Source organism: Pseudomonas sp. FIP_A4 (genome assembly GCF_036701605.1).
GTDB classification, from domain to species: Bacteria; Pseudomonadota; Gammaproteobacteria; order Pseudomonadales; family Pseudomonadaceae; genus Stutzerimonas; species Stutzerimonas phenolilytica.
In genome coordinates this window covers 243,725-261,553 of the sequence record NZ_JAYDXP010000127.1, presented here as the reverse complement: position 1 = coordinate 261,553, position 17,829 = coordinate 243,725, and the positions used below count along the sequence as shown (strand labels likewise).

Genomic DNA, 17,829 nt, shown 5'->3' with positions numbered 1-17,829 from the left:
ATGACGCGGCCGCAGGTTCGGATGGGGAGGGCGATCAGATGCCTTCGAGGCTACCGATCACCAGGGTCTTGATGACGAAACCGAGTACGCCCAGCCCGAGCGCGCCGAACAGCACCAGCGTGCCGTAGCGTCCGGCCTTCGACTTTTTGGCGAGATCCCAGACGATGAAGGCCATGAAGGCCACCAGGCCACCGACCAGGATGATCATCATCCATTCTTCGAAAACAGCTGGATCCATCGAATCCTCCGCATGACTAGGTCTGAAAACAGACGACGAGAGCTATGACAGCGGCAGGCGGATAGTTGTCGAGCGGGGCTCTTATTGGATTGCGTGCGGGGCATAGCAAGGCGGCGCGGATTATACGCAATCACCTCGGCCGGTGGGGCGCGGGTTCGTGAGCGGTGTCTCAGCCGCGCAGGTGCTCCAGCGGCAGTTCGGTGCTAGAGGCCACCTGGCGCAGCACGAAGCTCGAACGCACGCTCGACACACCTTCAATGCGTGTCAGCGTGCCGAGCAGGAATTGCTGGTAATGCTCCATGTCCGGCACCACCACCTTGAGCTGGTAGTCGGCATCCATCCCGGTGACCAGGCTGCATTCGAGCACCTGCGGGCACTTGCCGATCACGCCCTCGAAGTGCTCGAAGCGTTCCGGGGTGTGCCGATCCATGCCGATCAGCACGTAGGCGGTGAGCGTCAGACCGAGCTTCTTGCGGTCGAGCAGGGCGACCTGGCGGGCGATGTAGCCGTCGTCCTCGAGCTGCTTGACCCGCCGTGAACAGGGCGAGGGCGACAGGCCGATGCGTTCGGCCAGCTCTTGGTTGGAGATGCGCGCGTCGTGCTGCAGCTCGGCGAGGATGCGCAGGTCGTAACGATCGAGTTTGCTCATTTTTGCTGTCGCCAACTGTGATATTGCGCCAAAGGATGATCCAGTTGCAGTTCGTTGCGCAAGAGGGGCTTATTTGAGCAATCTTCGCAAACATCTTTCGCCGCAGGGCGCGTAACCTGATCACAACTTCCGCTCCCGGCAGTAACGGTACCGGTCAACCGGCTGGTGCATCCCCGCTGCGCTTACCCTGCGTAGCGGTCCGGGACCCCACCGCCCACAAGGCGCTGGATGAAGATGCCGTTACCATCGGCCCGCCAGATGATCAGAGACCACGCTTCGGCGTGGTCTTTTTTTTGCCCGCTAACGTGCCTCGGGCTTCACCACTTCCTGGGGATCGGCGTGCACCAGCACTTCGGCGCGCGGGTAGCGTTGGTGAATGATCGCCTCGACCTCGTCGCACAGCGCATGCGCGCGCGACAGCGACAGCTCGCCGGGCAGCTCCAGATGCAACTGGACGAACCAGCGCGTGCCGGAAACCCGCGTGCGCAGGTCGTGGCAGCCGAGCACGCCGGGCACGCTGCAGACCAGCCGGTGCATGTCTTCGCTGATCTCCGGGGATACCTCGGTGTCCATCAGCACCGCACCGGCCTCGCGCAGGATGCTCGCCGCGCTCCACAGGATGTAGAACGCAATGGCGATGCCGAAGAGGGCGTCCAGCTGCTCCCAGCCGTAGCTGGCCAGCACCAGCGCCAGCAGGATGCTGCTGTTGAGCAGCAGGTCCGAACGGTAATGCAGCGAGTCGGCGCGGATCGCTGTCGAGCCGGTGACGCGCACCACATGCCGCTGATAGGCCAGCAGCGCCACGGTCAGCACCAGCGAAACGACGATCACCACGATACCCAGCAGCGGCGCGCCCAACGGTTGCGGATGCAGCAGGCGGTCGACGCCCTGGGCGCCAACCAGCAGCGCACTGACGCCGATGAACGCCGCCTGCCCGAGCCCGGCGAGTGCCTCCGCCTTGCCGTGGCCGTAACGGTGATCGTCGTCGGCCGGACGCAGCGAGTAGTGCACCGCCAGCAGGTTGAGCAGCGAGGCGGCGCCGTCGAGCAGCGAGTCGGTCAGCCCCGCCAGCAGGCTCACCGAACCGCTCAACCACCAGGCCACCGCTTTGCTCACGGCCAAAAACAGCGCCACCGCCAGCGCGGCGCCGGTGGCGCGGCGCAGCAGGCGAGCGTGCTCGGCGCTGATGTTACGGCTGCCCGCTGCCATCAGGCCGCAGTCCGCAGGCCGTAGGTGGCGAGCTGTTCGTGGCTGCCGTGCTGCTCGATCAGGCGCGGATCATCCAGCGGCAGGCTGCGGCCGATTTCCTGTTCGAGGATGGCCTTGAGGCGCGTCGGGTCGACCTGCCCGTCAGCGCCGAGGGCATCCTGCAGCTTGTTCGGCGCGACCGAATACTGGCCTTCGGGCAGGTAGATGGCGCCGGTGGCGAAATCGATGCCGAAGGCGATCAGCCCGGGGATCACATAGAACAGCAGGCCGATGGCGTTCAGTGCGGCAATCGCCGGGTCGATGCGACCCTCGATCTGGCCGCGACGGTCCGGATAGAACAGCGTGCCGCAGGCGGCCAGCTGGGTCAGCAGGGAGACGGCCAGCAGGCCGCCGATGACGCGGGAACGAGTACGCATGGGGACCTCCGCAGAAAGTGGCGCAACTATACAAGGGCTGCGTGATGTTTTCCTGATATCGGACCGCCGCGCGGGCATCGCTGTTCGCGAGGATGAGTGCCCGGCAATGCCGCTTACGTGCAGCCGTTCGGTGCGTGCCCGTTTGCTCTTACAATCGTGCGCCTTGAATGGAGCCGCCCATGACCCCGCTACCCATCGACGAAGCGCTGCCCGCGCTGCGCCAGGCCCTGCTACAGCGCGACGAAGCGGTGCTCGAAGCACCGCCGGGCGCCGGCAAGACCACCCGTGTGCCGCTGGCGCTGCTCGACGAGCCGTGGCTGGCCGGACAGAAGCTCATCATGCTCGAACCGCGGCGTCTGGCCGCGCGCGCGGCAGCCGAGCGGCTGGCCAGCGAGCTGGGCGAGCGGGTTGGCGAAACCGTTGGCTATCGCATCCGCCTGGACAGCAAGGTCGGGCCGCAAACGCGCATCGAGGTGGTCACCGAGGGCATTCTCGCGCGGCGCCTGCAGGACGATCCGGCGCTGGAAGGCGTCGGCCTGGTGATCTTCGACGAGTTTCACGAGCGCAGCCTGGACGCCGATCTGGCGCTGGCGCTGACGCTCAATGCGCGGGTGCTGCTGCGCGACGAGCCGCTCAAGTTGCTGCTGATGTCGGCCACGCTGGAGGGCGCGCGGCTTTCCAGTCTGCTCGCCGAGGCGCCGGTGGTGCGCAGCGAGGGGCGCATGCATCCGGTGACGTTGCGCTGGGGGCGACCATACCAGGCCGGCGAACGCATCGAGGCGCGGGTGGTGCAGACCGTGTTGCAAGCGCTGGAGGAGCAGCATGGCAGCCTGCTGGTGTTCCTCCCCGGCCAGGCGGAGATTCGCCGCGTCAACGAGGCGCTGGCCGAGCAACTGGGCGAGCGCGGCGACGTGCTGCTCTGCCCGCTGCACGGCGAGCTGGAGCTGGCCGCCCAGCGCGCGGCGATCGAGCCGGCGCCGACCGGCAAGCGCAAGGTGGTGCTGGCGACCAATATCGCCGAGACCAGCCTGACCATCGAGGGCGTGCGCGTGGTGGTGGACGCCGGTCTGGCGCGGGTGCCGCGCTTCGACCCCGGCAGCGGCATGACGCGCCTGGAGACGCGGCGCATCGCGCGCGCCTCGGCGACCCAGCGCGCCGGACGCGCCGGTCGCCTGGAGCCCGGCGTCTGCTACCGGCTGTGGTCCGAGGAGCAGCACGCCCAGCTGGCGGCCTATGGCGAGGCGGAAATCCTTCAGGCCGATCTGGCTGGCGTCGCCCTGCAGCTGGCGCGCTGGGGCGCCGAGCCGGATGAACTGGTCTGGCTCGATGCGCCACCGGCCGCCGCCTACGCCCAGGCGCAGGCGCTGCTGGAGCGCCTCGGGGCGTTGCGCCACGGTCCGCAAGGCAGCTGGCAATTGACCGGCCACGGCCAGGCGATGGCCGAACTGCCGGTACATCCACGGCTGGCGCATCTGCTGTTGCGCGGCCAGGCGCTGGGACAGGCGGCGCTGGCGGCGGACATCGCCGCACTGCTCAGCGAACGCGATACCCAGCGTGGCGGCGGCGCCGACCTTGCCCTGCGCCTGCATCAGCTGCAGGACGGCCGTGGCGCCAGCGTGCAGCGCGTGCGCCAGCTGGCCCGGCAGTTCCGCGGTCTGCTGCGTGGCAGCGGGGTGATGCCGGCCAGATTGGACGAGGCGCATGCCATCGCCGCGCTGCTGGCGTTCGCCTACCCCGACCGTGTTGCCCGCCAGCGCCGTGACGGCGGCGGTGCCTATCGCCTGGCCAACGGCCGCGCGGCGCAGTTCGACGAGCCCGATGCGCTGATGAAGGAACCCTGGCTGGTGATCGCCGAACTCGGCAGCCATCAGGGCCGGCGCGAGGAGCGCATTTACCGTGCCGTCGCGCTCGACCCGGCGCTGTTCGACGACGTGCTTGCGGAGCAGGTCAGCCTGCACGACGAGCTGGAGTGGGACGAGCGCGAGGGCGTGCTGCGCGCCGAGCGTCAGCGCCGCGTCGGTGAGCTGGTGCTTGGCCGTGAGCCGCTGCCGCAGCTGGACGACGACGCACGCGGGCGGGCGCTGCTCGGCCTGGTGCGGCGCAAGGGCCTGGAATTGCTGCCGTGGACGCCCGAGCTGCGCCAGTGGCAGGCGCGCATCGCCCTGCTGCGGCAGCTCGATCGGGATCGCGACGGCGACAGCGAATGGCCGGACGTCAGCGATGCCGCGCTGCTCGCACGCCTGGAAGACTGGCTGCTGCCCTATCTGGGCAAGGTGTCGCGGTTGGCGCACTTCGCCCAGCTCGACCTCGCGGCCATGCTCGCCACGCTGCTGCCCTGGCCGTTGCCGCAGCGCCTGGAAGAGCAGGCACCGCAGGCGCTTGCGGTGCCCTCCGGTTCGCGCATCCGCCTGGACTACAGCGAGCGGCCGCCGGTGCTGGCAGTGCGTCTGCAGGAGCTGTTCGGCCTGGCCGAGACGCCGCGCATCGCCGGCGGCCGCCAGCCGGTCAAACTGCATCTGCTGTCGCCGGCGCGGCGCCCGGTGCAGGTGACGCAGGACCTGGCGAGTTTCTGGGCCAACACCTATGCCGAGGTGAAGAAGGACCTCAAGGGGCGTTATCCCAAGCACTACTGGCCGGACGACCCGCTGATCGCCGAGCCTACCGCGCGGGCAAAGCCACGCGGGCAGTAGCGGGTGCACTCGCCGCGCCGGTCACGCTGACATCTTCACCGGCGTCGCGCAGTTCGGCATAGGCCTTGTCCAGGGCGGCGAGCACCGCCGCGCTGTCGCGGGTATGGCGCGAGACGATGAAGTGGATCGGTGTAGCGCCGATCGGCAGGAAGGGCAGTTCGTCCAGCTGCAGCCGCTCGCGCATCAGGTCTACCGACAGGCCGTAGTCGAGCAGGAAATCGGCGCGCCGGTAACGCAGCATCCGCAGGGCCGATTCGTGGTTGCTGGTGCGCAGCAAGCGCACCTTCAGCGCCGGATCGTGCAGCAACTGGGTGACGGCGGGCCAGTAACTGTGGCCGCCGATGACGATCACCCCCTGCCCGGTCAGCCCCTCGGGAAGGCGCGGCGCCGGCGTGTCTGGGCGGAAGTAGAGATTGAGCTGCGCATGCCCGAGCGTCTGCTGGCTTTCCAGCGTATGCGCCGCCAGCTCGGGTTTGCCCGGGGTGCCGACCCACAGATCGATGTTGCCGTTCTGCAACGCGGCGTACAGGCGAGCGCTGGGTAAGGCGCGAAACTGCGCACGGTAGCCGGCTCGCTGCGCGACCCGGCGAGTCAGATCAGCCATCGGCCCGCGGGCACGCTGCTGGGCGTCGCTGTAGATCACCGGGGCGAATTCGGCATAGCCGACGATCAGTCGCGGCTGCACGAGCGCATCGGCATGCGCCGGGAAATGGCTGACCAGCAACAGGGCGATGAACAGGAAAGAAACTTTCAAGGTGAAAAAACGCCATCCGTGGTGTGTCGCGGGGGGCAGAATGCGCACTCCTTCGGGGTTTGTCCATGCGCCGAATGTCAGCGGCGCAGGAAAGCCGCTTCCGCGGCGCCTATGCTCAAGGCGCACGAGCCGGATCGAGGAGACGCCTATGCGGCGCAAGGTTTTCACCAGCAGAGTGTTCGAGCGCAAGGTGGTGTTGATTACCGGCGGTTGCGCCGGCATCGGTCGCGCGCTGGCGGTGCGCATGGCGCAGGCGGGTGCGCGGCTGGTGATCTTCGATCTCGATCAGGTCGCGCTCGACAGTCTGGTGCAGCATCTGGCCGATCATCACAATGCCCAGGCACTGGGACTGCGCTGCGATGTCAGCGACCGCGAGGCGGTGCAGCAGGCGATCACACTGGTCATCGAGCGCTACGGCGGCATCGACGTGCTGGTCAACAACGCCGGCATCACCCATCGCAGCCGCGTGGCGGACACCAGCCTGGCGGTGTTCCAGCGGGTCATGGCGGTGAACTTCTACGGCGCGCTGCATTGCACCCAGGCGGCGCTGCCGAGCCTGCTCGCCCGTGGTGGGCAGATCATCGTGCTCAGTTCGCTGTCGCAGTACGCCCCGGTGCCGGACCGCGCCGCCTACAACGCCAGCAAGCACGCACTGCATGGACTGTTCGAAACCCTGCGCGGTGAACTGCAGGGCAGCGACGTCAACGTGATGCTGGTGTGTCCGGGCTATACCGCCACCGATCTGCGCAAGAACGTGCTGGTCGGCGACGGCTCCACTGCGCCGCAGCCGGTGCTGACCCTGGGGCGGGTGGCGTCGCCGCAGGATGTGGCCGAGGCGATTTACCGCGGCGCCCTCCGGCGTCGCAAGCTGCTGGTGCTATCCAACCTCGACTGGCGAGCGCAACTGCTGGCGCGTTGCTTCCCGCGTCTGTACCAGAGCCTGTTGTTGCCGCGCCTGCTCGGCGCGCGCGCGCGCTGAATGGCCCGGCCTCACCGCTAGGCCGGCGTGCCGTAGAGGCTGTGCATCAGGGCCTCGTCCCAGTAGGCTGCCTCGATCTTGTGGCCGTCGAGGTCGCGTACGAAGCAGCCGTAATAGGGTTCGCCATACTCCTGGCGGGGCCCCGGGGCGCCTTCATCGCGGCCGCCGGCGGCGAGCGCGGCGCGATGGAAGGCATCCACCGTCGCCCGGTCGGCAGCGAAGAAGCCGACGTGGCTGCCATTGCCCACCGAGGCGGGGGCGCCGTCGATCGGTGTCTGGATCCAGAACTCCGGGTATTCGCGGCCCCAGGCCACCGCGCCGGGATGCTCGAGGATGCGCTTGCAGCCGAGCGTGGCGAGTACCTGGTCGTAGAACGCAACCGCGGCGTCGAACTGCGCGGTGCCGAGCGAGATGTGCGAGAGGATGCTGGGGTTGGTTACGGTCATGGCGGTGCTCACATGGCGAGTGACGGAGCAAGCCTAGCAGGCCCCGGCGGTGCTGCCGGGGCGTCGGGCGAACGGTCAGATGTGGCCGCGATCGCCCGCCGGCGTATCGCTGCAGAGCATGAAGCAGCGGAACAGCATGATGGTCGGCAGCAGCTGCAGCACGCCCACCAGCGCATCGAGCGCCAGCCGCGGCAGCGGCTCGACCGCACCGTCGCCGACCAGCGCACCGGCCAGCCAGGCCTCGATCAGCCACAGCGGCAGCAGCACGCTCAGCACGCAGCCGAGCACCAGCAGGAAGCGTCCGCGGGTGAGCGCGAAGCTCGCCTTGATCGCCGCCAGCGGCGACAACCCGCGCAGCACCAGGAGGAATTCGGCGAAGGCGATCCTCACCATCACCCAGATGCCCGGCAGCACGAACAGCGAGGCGCCGAGCATGATCAGCAGCGTACCGAGTCCGGTGAGCACCGCCAGCGCCGGCCACAGCGGCAGCGCGCGTGCCAGCACGGCGCGCGGGCCGGGCGCATGGCCACGGCTGCGGGCGTCGAGAAAAAGGATCAGTGCGCCGGTGTAGAGCGGATAGAACAGCATGCCCACCAGCAGCTCCTGCGCCGGCAGCGAATCCTTGCCCAGCCAATGGTCCACCGCCAGCCGCGCGCCGCTCTCGAGCAGGATCAGCGGCAGGCACAGGCGCACGATCGCGCCGAAGTGGCGGGTATAGAAGAACCAGGCGTCACGCAGGATGGCTAGAACGTTCATCGCATCGAAGGCTGAGCAGCAAATCGGGGCGCCACTGTAGCCGATGCGCCGCGGGCAGGACATGTGCGATGTAGCCGTCCATACTGGCGGCCCCGTACCCAACGAGTCGCCGCGTGAAGAAGATCGCCCTGTTCGCCGATGTGCAGAACCTCTACTACACGGTACGCCAGGCCTATGGCTGCCACTTCGACTACGCCGCGCTGTGGGCCGACGTCAGCCGGCATGGCCGTATCGTCGAGGCTTATGCCTACGCCATCGACCGCGGTGATGCGCGCCAGCAGCAGTTCCAGCAGATCCTGCGTAACCTCGGTTTCACGGTGAAACTCAAGCCCTACATCCAGCGCAGCGACGGCTCGGCCAAGGGCGACTGGGACGTGGGCATCACCATCGACGTGCTGGACGCCGCGGCGCGGGTCGACGAGGTGGTGCTGGCCTCCGGTGACGGCGATTTCGATCTGCTGCTCGAACGCGTGCGCGCCGGCGGCGGCGAAGCGACTGCTTATGGCGTGCCTGGGCTGACGGCGCAGTCGCTGATCCGCGCGGCGACGCGTTATGTGCCGGTCGAGGGCGAGTTACTGCTGCGTGGCTGAATGCAGCGTGGATGGCGCTTTGTCCATCCACCGCAACGCCCGTCAGGCTTCGCCGAGAGCTGCCAGGCGCTTGCGCACGGCAGCTTCGATGCCGACGGCATCCAGGCCGCATTCGGCGAGCATTTCGCTCGGTTTGGCGTGTTCGACGTAGCTGTCCGGCAGGCCGAGGTGCAGCAGCGGCATGACGATGGCCTCGGCCGCGAGGAATTCGGCAACCGCACTGCCAGCGCCGCCCATGATGCTGTTCTCCTCAACCGTCACCAAGAGCTCGTGCTCGGCGGCCAGCTGGCGCAGCAGCGCCTCGTCCAGCGGCTTGACGAAGCGCATGTCGACCACGGTGGCGTCCAGCGCTTCACCGACCTGCAGCGCCTCGGGCAGCTGCACGCCAAATACCAGCAGAGCGACGCGTTCGCCCTGACGGCGCACCACGCCCTTGCCAATTTCCAGCGGCGCCAGGCCCGGCTCGATGGTCGCGTTCGGCCCGCTGCCGCGCGGGTAGCGCACCGCTGCCGGGCCCTCGAACAGATAGCCGGTGGTGAGCATGCGGCGCATCTCGTTCTCGTCGCTCGGCGTCATGATCAGCATGCCGGGGATGCAGCGCAGGTAGGACAGATCAAAGCTGCCGGCGTGGGTCGGCCCGTCTTCGCCGACCAGACCGGCGCGGTCGATGGCGAACAGCACGTCGAGATTCTGCACTGCGACGTCGTGGATCAGCTGGTCATAGGCGCGCTGGAGGAACGTCGAATAGATCGCCACCACTGGCTTCATGCCCTCGCAGGCCATGCCGGCGGCGAGCGTCACGGCGTGCTGTTCGGCGATGGCGACGTCGAAGTAGCGATCCGGGTAGCGTTCGCTGAAGGCCACCAGATCGGAGCCTTCCTTCATCGCTGGGGTGATGCCGGTCAGGCGCGGGTCCGCGGCGGCCATGTCGCACAGCCACTGGCCGAACACGTTGGAGTACTTCGGCCCGGAAGGTTGCTTCGGCTTGGCGGGCGCGCCGACCGGCTCCAGCTTGCTGATCGCATGCCAGGTGATCGGATCGGCCTCGGCCGGGGCGAAGCCCTTGCCTTTCTTGGTGACCACGTGGAGAAACTGTGGGCCATCGAGGTCGCGCATGTTGCGCAGGGTGGCGATCAGCGTCGGCAGGTCGTGGCCGTCGATCGGGCCGATGTAGTTCCAGCCGAGTTCCTCGAACAGCGTGCCGGGCACCAGCATGCCCTTGGCGTACTCCTCGGTGCGACGGGCGATTTCCCAGGCGCCGGGCAGGCGCGACAGCACCTTCTTGCTGCCCTCGCGCATGCTCGCGTAGGTGCGACTGGAGAGGATCTTGGCCAGGTAGTTGGACATGCCGCCGACGTTGCGCGAGATCGACATGTCGTTGTCGTTGAGTACGACGAGCATGTTGGCGCCGACTTCCGGCGCGTGGTTGAGCGCCTCGAAGGCCATGCCGGCGGTCAGCGCGCCGTCGCCGATCACCGCGATGGCCTTGCGCTTCTCACCCTTGAGGCGGGCGGCGATGGCCATGCCCAGCGCGGCGCCGATCGAAGTGCTGGAATGGCCGACGCCGAAGGTGTCGTATTCGCTCTCGCTGCGCCGCGGGAAGGCGGCCAGGCCGTCCTTCTGGCGCAGTGTGCCCATACGCTGGCGCCGCCCGGTGAGGATCTTGTGCGGGTAGGCCTGATGGCCGACATCCCAGACCAGACGGTCGTCAGGGGTGTCGAAGACGTAGTGCAGCGCGATGGTCAGCTCGATCACGCCGAGGCCGGCGCCGAAGTGGCCGCCTGTCTGGCCGACGCTGAACAACAGATCCTGGCGCAGTTCGTTGGCGAGCTCGTCGAGTTCCGCCTCGCCCAGTCGGCGCAGCTGCTCGGGCGTCGCCGCTCGGTCAAGAACGGGCGTCGCAGGGCGCACCCGAGGAATCTCATGGAACGTCTTGGGCATCAGGCGGATCGTTTTGTCGTTGAAAAAAGAGCGGCAGTTTACCCGATGGGGGCGACGATAAGAACGGCCGCGCGCTCGGTGGGGCTTCGTCGCGGCCGCGCTGCCTGCGGCCGGACGCTTCAGCTGCGGCGCTCGACGATGAAACGCGCCAGCTCGCGCAGCGGTTCGGCGGCGATATCGAAGGGGCGCAGCGCATGCAGGGCCTGATCGCGCAGCTCGATGGCGTAGGCCTTGGCCTCATCCAGTCCGAGCAACGCCGGGTAGGTCGGCTTGTCGCGGGCGATATCGGCGCCCTGGTGTTTGCCGAGCGTGGCGGTGTCGCTCTCGACGTCGAGGATGTCGTCCTGCACCTGGAATGCCAGGCCAATCGACCGGGCGTAGTGGCTCAGCGCGCCGAGGCTGTCGGCGTCGGCATGGCCGCTGGCCAGTGCGCCGAGCTGCACGCTGGCTTCGATCAGCGCGCCGGTCTTGTGCCGGTGCATCAGCTCCAGCGCGGCGCGATCGAGTTTCAGCCCGACCGAACCGAGGTCGATGGCCTGCCCGCCGACCATGCCGGCCGGACCTGCGGCACGCGCCAGCACGGCGAACATGCGCAGGCGCAATGCGGCATCGGCAGGATTGTGCTTTTCCTCGGCCATCGCCTCGAAGGCCAGGCTCTGCAGGCCATCGCCGGCGAGAATCGCGCAGGCTTCGCCGAAGGCCTTGTGGGTGGTCGGCTGGCCGCGACGCAGGTCGTCGTCGTCCATCGCCGGCAGGTCGTCGTGCACCAGCGAGTAGGCGTGGATCAGCTCGACCGCGCAGGCGGCGCCATCGGCCGTCGCGCGGTCGCCGCGCAGCGCTTCGCAGGCGGCGTACACCAGCAGCGGGCGCACGCGCTTGCCGCCGTTCATCACGCTGTAGCGCATGGCCTGGTAGAGGCGTTCGAGTTGCGGGCGCGGGGGGGCGAAGAGCGCTTCGAGACAGCTGTCGACGCGTTGCTGACAGTCTTTCTGGTAGTCGACGATGATCATGCCTGGGCGTCCGGCTCGAAGGGCGCTTCCTGCAGCGCGCCGTCGCGTTCGAGCAGGATCTGCACCTTCTGTTCGGCCTGGCTCAGCGCCGCCTGGCAGTCGCGGGTCAGGCCGATGCCCTGTTCGAAGCAGGTCAGCGAGTCCTCCAGCGACAGCTCGCCGCTTTCCAGGCGTTCGACCAGTTGCTGCAGTTCGGCGAGGGATTGTTCGAAGTCGAGGGCGGCTTTCTTGCGGGCCATGCGGGCACCTGTCGGCGGCGGGTCGGAAACGGGCGCGACATTAGCAAAGAAGCCCTGTCGCAGCCACCCGTTTGCCGGTATCCACTCAAGCGAGGTAGATGGCCCAGAAGTAGTAAAGCGTCATGCCGCTGCCGACCAGGATCACCAGCGCGCGCAGCCAGCTCGCCGGCAGTTTCTGGCTCAGCGCCCCGCCGGCGTGACCGCCGAGCGTCGCGCCGCCGAGCAGGATCAGCAGTTCGAACCAGCTGACCCGCCCGGCGAAGATGAAGGTCAGGCTGGCGACGCTGTAGATCACCGCCGAGATCAGGTTCTTCAGCGCGTTGGCGCGCACCAGCGCATGCCCCTCGATGGAGAACGCCGCCAGCTGCAGGATGCCCATGCCGGCGCCGAAGTAGCCGCCGTAGATCGACACCAGACCATGAGCGCCGAGCGACAGCGGCGAATGCGGTGGCACGGCACTTTCCTTGCGGCGCGCGGCCAGCCAGCGGCTGAGTCGCGGACTGGCGGCGAACAGCGCGGTGGCGGCGAGCAGCAGCCAGGGGATCAGCAGGCTGAAGACGTCATCGCCGCCGGCCAGCAGCAGCAAGCCGCCGAGCAGGCCGCCGGCCAGACCGGCCAGCAGCAACGGCAGCAGGTAGCGGCCGAGCGGCCGCAGGCTCGCACGTGCTGCCCAGGCGCCGGCCAGGCTGGCGGGCCAGAGCGCCACGGCATTGGTGGCGTTGGCGGTCACCGGCGGCAGGCCGATGGCCAGCAGTGCCGGAAAGGAAAAGAAGGTGCCGCCGCCTGCCAGTGCGTTCATCCCGCCGGCGGCGAAACCGGCGGCGACCAGCAGCAGAATCTCGAGGATCGACATGGGGCAGGGTCCTTGGCCAAAACGGCCAGGGTAGCCAGCCCGTCGCGCCAAGGCCAGCTGCACATGCTGCGGCTCAGCCGTCCAGCGGCAATAACAGCGCCGGCGTCGGCGGGATGACACCGCCCAGCAGGCACTCCCGCGCGGCGAGCGGGCGCGCGTAGTGGTAGCCCTGCAGGCTCGGGCAGTTGTTCAGCCGCAGAAACGCCGCCTGCCGCTCGTTCTCCACACCCTCGGCGACCACATGCAGGCCCAGGTGCGCAGCCATCGTCAGGATGCCGCGCACCAGCGCCACCGAGTGCTCGCTGTCGGGCAGGCCGGCGACGAATTCGCGGTCGATCTTGATGCCGTCGAAGGGGAAGCGCTGCAGGTAGGTCAGCGAGGCGTAGCCGGTGCCGAAGTCGTCGAGCAGCAGCGGCAGGCCGGCGGCCTTGAGGCGTGTCAGGGTCTGCTGCACATGCTCGTCGGCCTCCAGCAGCGCGCTTTCGGTGATCTCCAGCTCCAGCAGTTCCGCCGGAGTATCTTCCTCGGCGAGGATGGCGAGCAGACTGCCGGCCAGATCGGCCTGACGGAAATCCAGCGGCGAAAGGTTCACCGCGATCCGCAGTCGGTGACCCTGCTCACGCCACTGGCGCGCCTGCCGGCAGGCCTGGCGGAACACCCAGCGGGTGGTTTCGATGATCAGGCCGCTGTCTTCGAGCACCGGGATGAATTCGCCCGGCGGCACCAGACCGCGCTCGGGTGAGTTCCAGCGCAGCAGCGCTTCCATCACCTCGGGTTCGCCCGCGGCGTTCACCTGTGCCTGGTAATGCAGCACGAACTGCTCTTCGTCCAGCGCGCGGCGCAACGCCTGCTCGAGCTGGCGCCGGCGCTCGGCCGCGGCGCTGAGCTCCTGGCTGAAGAAGCGCGTGCAGTTGCGCCCGGCATCCTTGGCGGCATACAGCGCCAGGTCGACCTGCTTGAGCAGCTCGCTGGCGCTGCCGCGACCGTCGCTGCTGGCGATGCCGATGCTGGGGCTGACGAAGCATTCGTACTGGTTGATGCGGATGGGCGGCTGGAAGCCTTCGATCAGATGCTCGGCCAGTTGCCCGGCCTGCTGGGCGTCGCTGTGTTCGAGCAGCAGCATGAACTCGTCGCCGCCGGTGCGCGCCAGCAGCGCCGGCTCCGGCGCCAGCTGACGCAGGCGCTCGCCGACCTGGACCAGCAGGCGGTCGCCGATCTCGTGGCTGAGGGCGTCGTTGATACGCTTGAAGTGATCCAGGTCGAGGTACAACAGGCTCAGCGCCACGCGCTCGCTGAGCAGTTGCTCGAGTCGCTGGACCAGGAAGTTGCGGTTGGCCAGCTGTGTCAGCGGGTCGAAATGCGCGAGGAAGCGCAGACGCTGCTCGGCACGCAGATGGTCGCCGATGTCACGCAGCAGCATCAGCGCGTGCGTTTCACCGTTGCGCAGGAACGGCGTGCAGGTGATTTCCAGCGGCACCTGCTGGCCGTGCCGGTGCCCGGTCAGCTGCAGCACGCTGTTGGCCGGTGCGCGCTGCAGCCGCTCGGTGGCGTCCGGCTCGAGCAGACGGTCGGCCGGAACATTGCCCACCAGCTCGTCCGGTGCGCAGTCGAACAGGGCGGCGGCGGCCGGGTTGGCCTGTTGCACGCGCAGCTCGCCGTCGACCACCAGCATGCCGATCGGCGCCGTGTCGATGAGGTTGCGCATCAGCTGCTCGCTTTCCTGCTGGGCGAGCCGGCGCTGGTGCAGCTGGTTCATCATCTGGCTGAAAGTGGTGGCGAGCTGACCGATCTCGTCCTGGCCGCTGACGGCTGGCGGCTGCGGCTGCTGATCCTGGGCGAAGGTCCGTGCGGCCCGGTCGATGCGGGCCAGGCGGCGGGTGATCAGGTGGTTGTAGAGCAGGTTGAGCGCCAGGCCGAGCAATACCAGCAGGCTCAGCGTCTGCGCCAGGTAGAACCAGCCGTCGCGGCGGGTTTGCGCCACGACCGGCGCGAAATCGAACTCCACCAGCAGCGCTTCGCGCAGCGGCGCGCCTGTTTGGGTGGTACGGTCCAGCGGGTAGATGACCAGCTGCCGCGCCGACGAATCGCCCAGCCAGCCGACGCGACCACTGCGCACATACTCGGCGAGCGCGTCCGGGTCGATCAGCGCCAGCTTCGTCGGGTCCAGCCCCAGTCGGGTGCTGCCGATGACGCGCAGCTGCTGGTCGATGACCATCGCCCAGCGCACCCCCTGCAGGCTGGCGACATCGGCCAGCTCGGTCTGCAGCTCGGCGGTACGGCCCATGCGCTGGTGATCGCTGAGGCTGCTCTGCAGCAGCGCCAGGTGCTGGCGGGTATGGACGCGCCAGTGCTGCAGCGTCTCCTCGACGCGGCCCGGCAGGTGCCAGGCAGTCAGCAGCAGGGTGAACGTCAGGGCGAACAGGCCGAGCAGCAGCGGCAGCGACAGACGCAGGGAATAGCGGGTCAGCATTTCCTACCTCGGCATTCGGCAAGCAACTGGTGTGCGGGGCGCGGATTGGCGAGCAGGCCGCGCTCGTTCAGATAATCGCTCAGATGCTGGATGCTGCGCAGCAGCTGGCCGCTGTCGAGCCATTGGCGGTTGAGCGCGGCGTCGCCCATCACCACCCCGGCCAGCGTGACCTGCATCGCCTCGGCGCTGAGCCCGAGGCGCGCCTGCAGGCGCGGATCGGTTTCCGCACGGTTTTCCTGCCAGGTGCGCAGCGAGGTGAGCCACAGCGCCTTGAGCTGCAGGCGCCGCTCGGTGCTGACGTGCCGGCGGTCGACCACCAGCACGTCGACGATCTCGCCGGGTAGCTGGCGGCTGTCGAACAGCCGTCGCGCGCCGTGGCGCTCAAGGGCCGGTCCCTCCGAGGCGAAGGTGATGACTGCATCGACCTTGCCCTCGCGGAAAGCCCCGACGTGCTCGTGCACCGGCAGGCTGACCACGGTCACGTCGTCGATGCTCAGCTGCGCCTGGTCGAGCAGGCGCTCCAGGAAGAATGCGCCGAGCGCCGTGTTCTCGACGCCGATGCGCTGTTCCTTCAGCGCGTCCAGCGAGGCGATCGGGGCACGCGCGAACAGCACATCGGCACCCGCGGAGACGTTGGCGACCAGCACGATTTCCAAGTCGAGTTCCGGCGCGCGGTCTTGCAACAACAGCACTTCGTCCAGTGTCAGCAGCGCGGCGTCCAGCATGCCGTTGCGAAAGCCGCGCAGCACGCCGGTGGTCGTCGGGTACTCGACCAGGCGCACGCCGCCGGATTCGGTCCAGCGCAGATCGTCGGCCAGGTAGAGCGGGCCATAGCCCAGCCAGCGATTGCTGCCGACGCGGGTCGGTTCGGTGTTCGGCTGGCAACCGAGCACAATCAGTCCAAGCAGCAACAGAAGTGTCAGGCGCATCCTGCGACCTCGTGATGGTTGAGTGCCACCATAGCGGAGTCGCACAGTCGCGTGAATCCCGCAAAAAGTCTAGGGCCAATTCAGCTTCCGCGCAGGTGTCGGCGACGCCGGTCCGCCGGAGAGCCACAGCGTTTCGCAGGCAATAAAAAAGCCGGCTTGTGGCCGGCTTTCAGGGGTGGCGCTGGCTTACTTCTGATAAGCCTCCGCCGCCTTGATAATTGCCGCGCGGGCTGCGTCGGCGCCTTCCCAGCCTTCGACCTTGACCCACTTGCCCTTCTCGAGATCCTTGTAGTTCTCGAAGAAGTGCTTGATCTGCTCGATCAGCAGCGGCGGCAGGTCGGTGTATTCCTTCACGTCCTTGTACAGCTGGGTCAGCTTGTCGTGCGGGACGGCGATCAGCTTGGCGTCACCGCCGGCTTCGTCGGTCATGTTCAGCACGCCGACCGGACGGCAGCGGATGACCGAGCCCGGTGCGACCGGATAGGGGGTCACGACCAGCACGTCCAGCGGGTCGCCGTCGTCAGCCAGGGTGTGCGGGATGAAACCGTAGTTGGCCGGGTAGAACATCGGGGTGGCCATGAAACGGTCGACGAACAGGCAGTCGGTGTCGTGATCGATCTCGTACTTGATCGGCGCATGGTTGGCCGGGATCTCGATGGCGACGTAGATGTCGTTCGGCAGATCTTTGCCGGCCGGGACTTTGCTGTAGCTCATGAAGGAAAGGCTCCGTGATCGGCCAGCGTGGCCGGGGGGGCGGAAAAAAGTGGGCGCGATTATAGGCGCAATGTCGCGCGCAATGCACGCCGGGTTCGACGCGTACGGCCTAGGCAGGTTCCCGGTAGGCCGGGTGTTCGGCCTGCAGTCGTTGCAAGCGTTGTAGCGGGTTTTGGCGATAGAAATCGGCGAGCTGGGCGTAGACCTCGGGGAAGGCGGCGTGCAGCACGTCTGGCGCGCTGAAGAAGTATTCGCTGGTGACGGCGAAGAACTCCGCCGGGTTTTCCGCGGCGTAGGGATCGATCGGGGTTTCGGCGTCCGGATCGGCGTCGAGGGTGGCGTTCAGCTGGTCGTAGGCCTGCTGCATGGCCGTCGCCCAGGCGTCGATGCGCATGGACCGGTGCAGCGGCGGCAGGCCATTGGCGTCGCCGTTGAGCATGTCCAGCTTGTGCGCCAGCTCGTGGATCACCAGGTTGTAGGCCTCCCAGCCACCGCTCTGCTGCACGCCAGGCCAGGCGAGGATCACCGGGCCCTGCAGCCAGGCCTCGCCGCTGTGTTCGGCGTCCCACTCATGCTCGACGCCGGCGGCGTCGCGGTGCTTCTGCGGGCTGAGGAAGTCGTCCGGATAGATGACGATCTCGTGGAAGCCGCGATACCAGCCCAGATCGGCCAGATGCAGCAGCGGCAGCTGGGCCTGCAGTGCCAGGCGCAGGCGATCCTCGGCCTGCAGCTCGACGCCCGGCAGGGCGGTCAGACGCTTATCGTGCAGGAACAGCACGGCGCGTTCGCGCAAGCGGGCGAGTTCGTCGTCGCCGAGGCCATCGAGAATCGGCAGGCTGTCGAGCACCTGCTGCCACAGCTCCGGGGCCACCGGGTTGCGGGCGAGGATGCGTTTGCGCTGCCAGGCGCGAAAGGACCACATGCGTGCAGGTTCCAGCGAGGCGGG

General features: G+C 68.0%; 18 protein-coding genes. 3 read left to right on the top strand and 15 right to left on the bottom strand.

Translation table 11 applies throughout. The features are described from left to right. Positions 1-34 precede the first annotated feature (34 nt). The 4 genes from U8L64_RS16630 to U8L64_RS16615 all read right to left on the bottom strand — a co-directional run bounded on the left by U8L64_RS16630 (position 35) and on the right by U8L64_RS16615 (position 2,512). Entirely contained in the window at positions 35-238 is a 204-nt protein-coding gene (locus U8L64_RS16630; protein WP_003290551.1) for a DUF2788 domain-containing protein, read from the bottom strand. 169 nt (positions 239-407) lie between these two features. After that, positions 408-887, bottom strand: coding sequence for an Lrp/AsnC family transcriptional regulator (locus U8L64_RS16625; protein WP_054094542.1), 480 nt, complete (start codon positions 885-887; stop codon positions 408-410). A 300-nt stretch (positions 888-1,187) separates the two neighbouring features. Next, positions 1,188-2,096, bottom strand: a complete 909-nt coding sequence (locus U8L64_RS16620) for a cation diffusion facilitator family transporter (protein WP_043297683.1) — start codon at positions 2,094-2,096, stop codon at positions 1,188-1,190. Further along, positions 2,096-2,512, bottom strand: a complete 417-nt coding sequence (locus tag U8L64_RS16615) for a polyribonucleotide nucleotidyltransferase (protein WP_102827843.1) — start codon at positions 2,510-2,512, stop codon at positions 2,096-2,098. Before U8L64_RS16615 ends, U8L64_RS16620 begins: the two co-directional genes overlap by 1 nt. 179 nt (positions 2,513-2,691) lie before the next feature. Here U8L64_RS16615 and hrpB point away from each other — a divergent pair, with 179 nt between their 5' ends. Further along, complete coding sequence (gene hrpB / locus U8L64_RS16610; protein ID WP_333398313.1) at positions 2,692-5,202, top strand: ATP-dependent helicase HrpB; 2,511 nt, start codon at positions 2,692-2,694, stop codon at positions 5,200-5,202. On the opposite strand, the gene U8L64_RS16605 is transcribed toward hrpB, so the two are convergent. Next, complete coding sequence (locus U8L64_RS16605; RefSeq protein WP_333398312.1) at positions 5,171-5,956, bottom strand: substrate-binding periplasmic protein; 786 nt, start codon at positions 5,954-5,956, stop codon at positions 5,171-5,173. The two genes, hrpB and U8L64_RS16605, sit on opposite strands and share 32 nt — an antisense overlap. A 148-nt stretch (positions 5,957-6,104) precedes the next feature. Between U8L64_RS16605 and U8L64_RS16600 the strand changes: the two genes are divergently transcribed. Then, positions 6,105-6,935 carry an SDR family oxidoreductase gene (locus U8L64_RS16600; protein WP_156715461.1) on the top strand — a complete coding sequence of 277 codons (831 nt, stop codon included), beginning with the start codon at positions 6,105-6,107 and terminating at the stop codon, positions 6,933-6,935. A 17-nt stretch (positions 6,936-6,952) separates the two neighbouring features. On the opposite strand, the gene U8L64_RS16595 is transcribed toward U8L64_RS16600, so the two are convergent. Both U8L64_RS16595 and U8L64_RS16590 read right to left on the bottom strand, forming a co-directional pair. After that, positions 6,953-7,381 carry a VOC family protein gene (locus U8L64_RS16595; RefSeq protein WP_333398311.1) on the bottom strand — a complete coding sequence of 143 codons (429 nt, stop codon included), beginning with the start codon at positions 7,379-7,381 and terminating at the stop codon, positions 6,953-6,955. A gap of 75 nt (positions 7,382-7,456) precedes the next feature. Next, positions 7,457-8,137, bottom strand: a complete 681-nt coding sequence (locus U8L64_RS16590; RefSeq protein ID WP_333398310.1) for a YciC family protein — start codon at positions 8,135-8,137, stop codon at positions 7,457-7,459. 83 nt (positions 8,138-8,220) lie between these two features. Here U8L64_RS16590 and U8L64_RS16585 point away from each other — a divergent pair, with 83 nt between their 5' ends. Continuing rightward, the gene (locus U8L64_RS16585) at positions 8,221-8,727 is read left to right on the top strand and encodes a LabA-like NYN domain-containing protein (protein WP_305128078.1); all 507 of its coding nucleotides are present in this window, start codon (positions 8,221-8,223) and stop codon (positions 8,725-8,727) included. 42 nt (positions 8,728-8,769) lie between these two features. Here the strand turns inward: U8L64_RS16585 and dxs are convergent, their stop codons facing one another. The 8 genes from dxs to U8L64_RS16545 form a co-directional block, all read right to left on the bottom strand. Further along, positions 8,770-10,668: a 1-deoxy-D-xylulose-5-phosphate synthase gene (gene dxs, locus U8L64_RS16580; RefSeq protein ID WP_273526333.1), complete on the bottom strand. Its 1,899-nt coding sequence runs from the start codon at positions 10,666-10,668 to the stop codon at positions 8,770-8,772. A gap of 119 nt (positions 10,669-10,787) precedes the next feature. Beyond that, positions 10,788-11,678 carry a (2E,6E)-farnesyl diphosphate synthase gene (gene ispA / locus U8L64_RS16575; RefSeq protein ID WP_333398309.1) on the bottom strand — a complete coding sequence of 297 codons (891 nt, stop codon included), beginning with the start codon at positions 11,676-11,678 and terminating at the stop codon, positions 10,788-10,790. Further along, positions 11,675-11,917: an exodeoxyribonuclease VII small subunit gene (locus U8L64_RS16570; protein ID WP_043297667.1), complete on the bottom strand. Its 243-nt coding sequence runs from the start codon at positions 11,915-11,917 to the stop codon at positions 11,675-11,677. The genes ispA and U8L64_RS16570 overlap by 4 nt, the downstream gene beginning before the upstream one ends. Positions 11,918-12,002: 85 nt before the next feature. Next, positions 12,003-12,770, bottom strand: coding sequence for a sulfite exporter TauE/SafE family protein (locus U8L64_RS16565; RefSeq protein ID WP_333398308.1), 768 nt, complete (start codon positions 12,768-12,770; stop codon positions 12,003-12,005). A 73-nt stretch (positions 12,771-12,843) separates the two neighbouring features. Next, entirely contained in the window at positions 12,844-15,240 is a 2,397-nt protein-coding gene (locus U8L64_RS16560; RefSeq protein ID WP_333398307.1) for a putative bifunctional diguanylate cyclase/phosphodiesterase, read from the bottom strand. Further along, entirely contained in the window at positions 15,234-16,169 is a 936-nt protein-coding gene (locus tag U8L64_RS16555) for an ABC transporter substrate-binding protein (protein WP_156715449.1), read from the bottom strand. Before U8L64_RS16555 ends, U8L64_RS16560 begins: the two co-directional genes overlap by 7 nt. A gap of 186 nt (positions 16,170-16,355) precedes the next feature. After that, positions 16,356-16,883, bottom strand: coding sequence for an inorganic diphosphatase (gene ppa, locus U8L64_RS16550; RefSeq protein WP_003290517.1), 528 nt, complete (start codon positions 16,881-16,883; stop codon positions 16,356-16,358). Between the two features lie 109 nt (positions 16,884-16,992). After that, positions 16,993-17,805, bottom strand: a complete 813-nt coding sequence (locus U8L64_RS16545) for a zinc-dependent peptidase (protein ID WP_234302828.1) — start codon at positions 17,803-17,805, stop codon at positions 16,993-16,995. Between the last annotated feature and the right edge of the window lie 24 nt (positions 17,806-17,829).